This is a genomic window from Halomonas sp. BM-2019 (assembly GCF_017584085.1).
The window spans coordinates 4,011,196-4,017,528 of sequence record NZ_CP071922.1 but is presented as its reverse complement, the minus strand read 5'-3'; the positions used below and the strand labels follow the sequence as shown (position 1 = coordinate 4,017,528).

Genomic DNA, 6,333 nt, shown 5'->3' with positions numbered 1-6,333 from the left:
CGGCCTCGGCGATCAGCCGGGCCACCTCGGCGGTGACGAAACACCCCAGGCCGTTGTCCAGGTAGGCGCCGTAGAAGGTGTCCGGGCTGAAACCGTGGCGGATGGGACGGTCGAGCAGGATGGCGTCCCCGGGGCGCACGCCCAGCGCCTCCACCTGCTGCTTCTTGTTCTCGCCGTGGATCTGCAGCTCCAGATAGATCTGCTCCTTCTTCACGCCCTTGGTGCCGTCGCGCAGGGCGGGCTCGGCGAAGTGGATGGCGCCCAGCGCCTCCACGGTGCCGCCCTCGATCACCCGATAGGTTCCCGGGGCCTCGGGGTCCTCGCTGAACAGCTTCACCTCGTGGCCGAGCAGGGTGGTGGGCAGGAAGGAGTCGGTGTTGATCCAGATCTTGCCGTCCTCGCCGATGGCGCGCACCTGCAGGCGGATCTTGTCGGCGTGGCCGATGACCATCACCTTGAACAGGTCGTCGCGGCCCGGGTGGGTGTCCAGCACGATGCCGGCGTGGCCCTTGAACTGGTGCAGCTGCCAGGCGGGCGGCGCGAAGCGCTCGAAGTGGGGCTTGAGGACGCCATAGGTCATGGCGGCCTCGAGGCCCACCGGGCTGGGGGCGGCGAGGATCCGTCGCATCAGCTCGAACTGCGACTCGGGCATGGGGCTCGTCCAGGGCGTGGGGGTATCGCTCATGAGGCGCTCTCCGTGGTAGGGGGGCTATCAAGATATCAAGGGTAGCGAAGAAGCGAGGGGCGCACGCCGTGCCTCAGGCCCCGAGACGGCGGGTGGTCTCGACCAGCCGCCGACAGAGGGCGTCGAGCCTTGCCTGCTGGGCCTCGTCCGCTAGCCGGCCTGCCGCGTCGAAGGCCTCCGTGGCCTTGGGCACGGCGAGCTGGTCGGGCAGCACCGTCACGCCGATATTGTTCAGCAGCTGACGGGCCAGGGCCAGGCTGCGCATTCCGCCCAGGCGACCGGGGGAGGCGGCGACCAGGGCGGCCACCTTGCCGTCGAAGAGTCGGAGGCCGCTCTCGCCACGGTGGGGACGGGTCAGCCAGTCGAGGGTGTTCTTGAGCAGCGGCGTGATGAAGCCGTTGTATTCCGGGGATGCGATCAGCAGGCCATCGTGTTCGGCCAGCCCGCGGCGCAGCACCAGGGCATTCTCGGGCAGTCCCTGTTCGGCCTCCAGGTCGCCGTCATAGAGCGGCATGGGATGGTCCCGAAGGTCGATGAAGCGGGGGCGACCGCCGACGGCCTCGATGCGTTCGGCGGCCAGGCGCGCCAGCCGCTTGTTCAGGGAGCCGGCTCGCGTACTGCCGGCGAAGACCAGGATGCGCGGGTGGGGAAGGCGATCCGTCATGATGCTCTCCTTTGCCAGTTCAGCTAATCGACAGCGTCAAGCCGCCGAGGGTTCGTGCCCGCGTCGAGCGGGCGGCCGGCGGCCTCGGGTATCCCGGCCTGGCTATGCTGAACGCAGGGCCCGTCAACCGGAGAGTCGAGGATGTCACCCTGGATGCTGCCGTTGCCCTGCGTCGTGCTGGTCGTCTCCCTGCTGGGGGGCTGCGCCGTGCGTTCCCCCGCGCCCGCCACGGCGCCCGCCGGGGAGGTCGATCCCGCCCCGCCGGCGGAGGCCTCGCCCCGCGTCCCGGTGCCGGACCGCCACTGGCTGCCGCCGCTGTTCACCGGGGTGGAGGACGAGGTCCACTACTTCATCAGCCGCCTGGCGGATCGCCGCTTCGTCGACACCTACGGCGGGGCGGAGCACCCTCGGCCCTGGTACATCGCGGCGGAGCGGCTGGGGCAGATCGGCGAACCGGCCATTCCCCTGCTGGTCTCACGTCTTGACACCGCGGACGAGTACGAACTGATGCTGGCGCTCTATGCGTTGATGCTCGCCTCCCAGGACCCGCGCCTGATGGCGCGCACGGGAGGCGACTACGTCGAGCTCGGCCGCGTGCTGTCCGAGGAGAGCAACGCCGAGAATCGCGCCGCGGCCGAGGCCTGGTGGCAGCGTCACGGCTGGCGCTGGCAGTAAGTCGCCGGACGAACGACGAGGAGACCCCCATGACCCCCCATCCGCAGGCCGCCCGGCAGGAGGCGCGCCGGAGCGAGGCGGCCGGCGGCATCTCCTCCGGCCAGGGCCACCGGCCGCGAGGCAGAGTCCGCACCGCGGCAAGACAGGGTCGGCACCGAGGCCGCCGCGCAGGGCCGGGGATCATGGTGAGGCTGATCTGGGCCTGCCTGCTGGGCGTCCTGTCGGCCACGGCCCTGGCCCAGGATGACTGGCTGCGGGACAGCTGGCGCGAGGTGATCGCCGCCTCGGCCTTCCAGGAGCCCCTGGCGGTGGCCTCCGAGGAGCGCCCCCACTCGGTGAGCGGCAGCGTGCATGCGCGCCTCGACCACCCCTTCGGCGAACTGGCCGAGGCGCTCGGCTCTCCGGCGGCCTGGTGCCAGGTGTTCTTCCTGCACCTCAACGTCAAGGGCTGCTTCCAGGACCCCGCGGGCGACGAGGCGGCGCTGACGCTCTATGTGGGCCGCCGGCACTACGAGCCCCTGGCCGATGCCGAACGGCTCGACCTGCGCTGGCGAATGATCGCCGCGGGGCCCACCTACCTGGAGATGGTGCTGGAGGGGGATCGCGGCCCCTATGGCACCCGGGCCTTCCGCCTGCAGCTGCGCGCCGTGCCCGACCTCGATGGGCAGAGCCTGGTGCAGCTGCGCTACTCCCTGGTGTACGGCATGACGGCGCGCCTCGCCCTGCGAGGCTATTTCGCCTTCGGCGGGCGCGACCGGGTGGGATTCAGCGAGGCGCCGGACGAGGACTCGGCGGGCCTGGTAGGGGGCATGCGCGGCATGATCGAGCGCAACGTCATGCGCTTCTACCTGGCCCTGGTGGCCCACCTGGAGGCCCGGGCGCTGCCCGAGGCGGAGCGGCTGGAGGCGAGCCTGTCGCGCTGGTTCGACCTGACCGAGCGCTACCCGGAGCAGCTGCGCGAGATCGAGCGTGGCGCCTACCTGGAGATGAAGCGCCGCGAGCTGGCCCGGCAGCGCCAGGGTGAGGGGGGATAGCGGCGCCCCGCCTCAACGCGAGCGCCTGTCGCCCTCCAGGGGCGCCGCTTCGCCGACGAAGGCGCCGCAATGTCCGGTGCGTGGGTCAGCGCCTTGCCGGGGGCGTGCCGCGCTCAGGCCTTGCGGGCGCTCGGCCGGGCGAGGCGTGCGGCCAGTCCGCGCCGTAGCGGTTTCACCGCCAGCCCCAGCAGCACGATCAGCGCCAGCGCCTCCAGCCATCCCGGCAGCAGCTCCTGCACCTGCTCGACCTGGCGCGAAATCTCCAGCTGCCACCAGTCGGCCAGGGCATCCACGCCCAGGCCCAGCGCCAGGACGCTGACCAGGATGCCCGCCAGGTAGGCCACCAGCGCGCGATCGCCCATCTCGCGGCGAAACACCCCCAGGGTCGCCAGGCTGGTCACCGGCGCGGCGACCAGGAACACCAGCACCGTGCCCGGCGAGACCCCGGCCAGCAGCAGGCCGGCGGCGATCGGCGTGGCGGCGGTGGCGCACAGGTACATGGGAATACCGATCACCGCCATCACCAGCATGGCGGCGGGGCCGCTGCCCAGCCCGGCAAGCTGCTGAGGCGGCACCAGGGCAATCAGGGCGCCGGCCACCACCAGGCCCACCAGCAGCCAGCGACTGATGTCATCGAGGATATCGGTGAAGGCATAGCGCAGCCCGGCACCCAGCCGGTGACTCAGGGGGGCAGGCGCCAGGCCGGACGAGCCCTTGTCGCCACAGCCGCTGTGGCAGCCTCCCGTGTCGCACGCCGAGGCGGGGGGAGGGGCGTCGGCACCCCGGGTACGCCCCACCAGCAGGCCGGTGGCAATGGCAGTGAGCACGGCGCTCACCGCGCGGGCCAGGGCCATGAAGGGGCCCAGCAGGGCGTAGGTGATGGCCAGGGAGTCGACGCCGATGCCCGGCGTGCCGATCAGGAAGGCGGTGGTGGGGCCGCGGTCGGCACCGCTGCGGTGCAGCGCCAGGGCGGTGGGAATGGCGCCGCAGGAGCACAGCGGCAGCGGGGCGCCGATGACCGCGGCGCGGGCCACGCTGCCCAGCCCGCGCCCGCCCATCCAGCGCTTGAGCCGGGTCTCGTCAAGCAGCGCCTTGATCAATCCGGCCAGGCCGAGCCCCAGCAGCAGCCAGGGGGCGGCGGAGAGGGCAAGGTCGAGTATCGCCAGCGGCAGTGTCATGGGCGTCCCTCCGGGGAAGGCGTAGCCCCATCCTAGCATGGGCGGCCGGGGCCCTGGCGTGCCACCCGGCCGCGGGGGCGGTCTCGGCACATCGGAAGGCGCTTGCGCTGGATCATGGCAGGCGCGCCTGCCCGGACTAACATGCAGAGTGTGGCATCCTCTGTATCCGCGCGGAGCGCCACCCGGCGGCTCTCCGAACCGCCGCCGCCGAGTGCGAGAACCGTCATTCCGACCCGTCACAGCATCCTGTCCGGAGGCCCGTCATGAGCAAGAAGTCCAAGGAACCCCCCACCGCCGGTGAGACACCGGAGCCGCGGGGTGTCAGCCCCTTCCAGGAGTTCGAACGCTTCCTCGAGGGGTTCTTCGATCGGGGCGGGGTGCCCATGCGCTACCGCGATCACCCTCTGTGGGAGCGCTTGTCCGGCCTCGAGAAGGGCGTCCCCAGGGTCGATGTCATCGAGCGCGACGGCGAGGTGGTGGTGCGGGCCGAGGTCCCGGGCTTCGAGCGCGAGGAGCTGGAGGTCACGGTCACCGACCGCAGCGTCACCCTCAAGGGCGAGCATCGCGAGGAGCACAAGGAGGAAAAGGGCGACTACGTCCGCTCCGAGATCACGACCGGCTCCTTCTCACGCACCGTGGCCCTGCCCAGCGAGATCGATGCCGACAAGGCCGAGGCCAGGTTCAAGAACGGTATCCTCGAGCTGGTCCTGCCCAGGCAGAATCAGGCCAGCCGGCGCAAGGTGGAGGTCAAGTAGCCCCCCGGGCGGCCAGGCAGCTCGGCAGGCTGTCGTGGAGGGTGCGCGGCACGATGCCGAGGTCATCGAAGGTGCCGACCCCCTCGCCGACCCGATTGTCGCCCTGCATCAGGATCACCTGGTCGCGGGTCAGCGGCGGCGAGGGCAGCGGCGCGAGCAGCGCCGCGGCGAGGCGCCAGACGGCGAAGGGCACCGGCAGCAGCGGGCGACGGCAGTCCAGGTGGGCCAGCACCTGCTCCACCACCTGGCGGTACTGCAGCACCTCGGGGCCACCCAGCTCGAAGAGCCGTCGCGCGAGGGGGCGCGTATCGCTCAGGCCCGCCGCGGCCCGGGCCACGTCCTGGACATGCACCGGCTGCAGCCGCGTCTCGCCGCGGCCGAACAGGGGGATGACCGGCAGCCGCGCCAGGCGCACCAGGGCGCCGAGAAAGGCATCCCCGGGGCCGAACAGTACGCTGGGTCGCAGGATGACCGCCTTGGGCAGGGCGTCGATCACGGCGCGCTCGCCGGCGGCGCGGGCGCGCACATAGGCCGAGGGCGAGGCGTCGCTCGCCCCGATGCCCGAGACGTGGACGAGCCGCGCCACGCCGGCCCCCCGGGCGATCCGCGCCAGGCGCCCTGCCCCCGCGACATGGATCGCCTCGAAGGTGAGGCCGGCCCGGTGCTGTTCCACATAGAGGCTCACCGCGTTGATCACCGCGCCGCTGCCCGCCAGGGCCGCCGCCAGGGCGGCCTCGTCGCGCAGGTCGGCGGGTACGACCTCGATGGCGTCGCCCGGCTCGGCCCAGCCCGGCAGGGTGGCATGGCGGGCCACCAGGCGCACCGCGCGGCCGGCCTCCACCAGCTCGCGAACGATGGTGCGGCCAAGAAAGCCGGTGCCGCCGACTACCGTGGTCGGGCCCTCGGGCATGGGTGGCTCCTTGGTCAACGGGGATAGGCTCTATCCTGCCAGCCGCGCCGCTGGCCGTCATGTGCCGCGCGGCCCGGCTGGAGCCCGCTGACGCCGCGGTGTAGGCTTGTCGGCTTCCTCGCAACCGTCACCCGGAGTCCGCCATGAGCGATCTGCCCCCCTGTCCCGCTTGCGCTTCCGCCTTCACCTACGACGATGGCCTGCAGCACGTCTGCCCGGAGTGTGGCCACGAGTGGTCTCGCGAGGCGAGCGCCGACACGTCCGACCCGGCGCCCCGGGTTCGCGATGCCAACGGCAACCCCCTGGCCGACGGCGACAGCGTCACCGTGATCAAGGACCTCAAGGTGAAGGGCTCGTCGCTGGTGGTGAAGGTGGGGACCAAGGTCAAGAACATTCGCCTGGTGGAGGGCGACCACGATATCGACTGCCGGG

The 6,333-nt window shown here is 71.9% G+C and carries 7 protein-coding genes and 1 pseudogene; 4 read left to right on the top strand and 4 right to left on the bottom strand.

Translation table 11 applies throughout. The annotated features are described in order from the left end of the window. Positions 1–598: pseudogene (locus J5F18_RS19875) on the bottom strand (peptidase M42); the annotation flags it as partial. A 160-nt stretch (positions 599–758) separates the two neighbouring features. Next, the gene (locus tag J5F18_RS19870; RefSeq protein WP_346300232.1) at positions 759–1,349 is read right to left on the bottom strand and encodes an NAD(P)H-dependent oxidoreductase; all 591 of its coding nucleotides are present in this window, start codon (positions 1,347–1,349) and stop codon (positions 759–761) included. Between the two features lie 141 nt (positions 1,350–1,490). Here J5F18_RS19870 and J5F18_RS19865 point away from each other — a divergent pair, with 141 nt between their 5' ends. Next, on the top strand, positions 1,491–2,024 hold the full coding sequence (locus J5F18_RS19865; RefSeq protein WP_346300231.1) for a hypothetical protein: 534 nt from the start codon (positions 1,491–1,493) through the stop codon (positions 2,022–2,024). Between the two features lie 29 nt (positions 2,025–2,053). Next, entirely contained in the window at positions 2,054–3,058 is a 1,005-nt protein-coding gene (locus J5F18_RS19860) for a hypothetical protein (RefSeq protein WP_346300230.1), read from the top strand. A gap of 113 nt (positions 3,059–3,171) precedes the next feature. On the opposite strand, the gene J5F18_RS19855 is transcribed toward J5F18_RS19860, so the two are convergent. Then, a complete protein-coding gene (locus J5F18_RS19855; protein ID WP_346300229.1) occupies positions 3,172–4,236 on the bottom strand; it encodes an SO_0444 family Cu/Zn efflux transporter in 1,065 nt (354 codons plus the stop codon). Between the two features lie 263 nt (positions 4,237–4,499). Here J5F18_RS19855 and J5F18_RS19850 point away from each other — a divergent pair, with 263 nt between their 5' ends. Beyond that, a complete protein-coding gene (locus tag J5F18_RS19850; protein WP_346300228.1) occupies positions 4,500–4,991 on the top strand; it encodes an Hsp20/alpha crystallin family protein in 492 nt (163 codons plus the stop codon). On the opposite strand, the gene J5F18_RS19845 is transcribed toward J5F18_RS19850, so the two are convergent. After that, a complete protein-coding gene (locus J5F18_RS19845) occupies positions 4,984–5,901 on the bottom strand; it encodes a complex I NDUFA9 subunit family protein (protein WP_346300227.1) in 918 nt (305 codons plus the stop codon). The genes J5F18_RS19850 and J5F18_RS19845 overlap by 8 nt on opposite strands. A gap of 143 nt (positions 5,902–6,044) precedes the next feature. On the opposite strand from J5F18_RS19845, the gene J5F18_RS19840 reads away from it, so the two are divergent. After that, the coding region (locus tag J5F18_RS19840; protein ID WP_346300226.1) for a zinc ribbon domain-containing protein YjdM at positions 6,045–6,333 on the top strand (289 nt) is incomplete at its 3' end.

Excerpts from the sequence above, each read along its gene's own strand:
- J5F18_RS19870 (WP_346300232.1), bottom strand. The coding sequence starts at position 1,349 with ATGACGGATCGCCTTCCCCACCCGCGCATCCTGGTCTTCGCCGGCAGT.
- J5F18_RS19865 (WP_346300231.1), top strand. The coding sequence starts at position 1,491 with ATGTCACCCTGGATGCTGCCGTTGCCCTGCGTCGTGCTGGTCGTCTCC.
- J5F18_RS19860 (WP_346300230.1), top strand. The coding sequence starts at position 2,054 with ATGACCCCCCATCCGCAGGCCGCCCGGCAGGAGGCGCGCCGGAGCGAG.
- J5F18_RS19855 (WP_346300229.1), bottom strand. The coding sequence starts at position 4,236 with ATGACACTGCCGCTGGCGATACTCGACCTTGCCCTCTCCGCCGCCCCC.
- J5F18_RS19850 (WP_346300228.1), top strand. The coding sequence starts at position 4,500 with ATGAGCAAGAAGTCCAAGGAACCCCCCACCGCCGGTGAGACACCGGAG.
- J5F18_RS19845 (WP_346300227.1), bottom strand. The coding sequence starts at position 5,901 with ATGCCCGAGGGCCCGACCACGGTAGTCGGCGGCACCGGCTTTCTTGGC.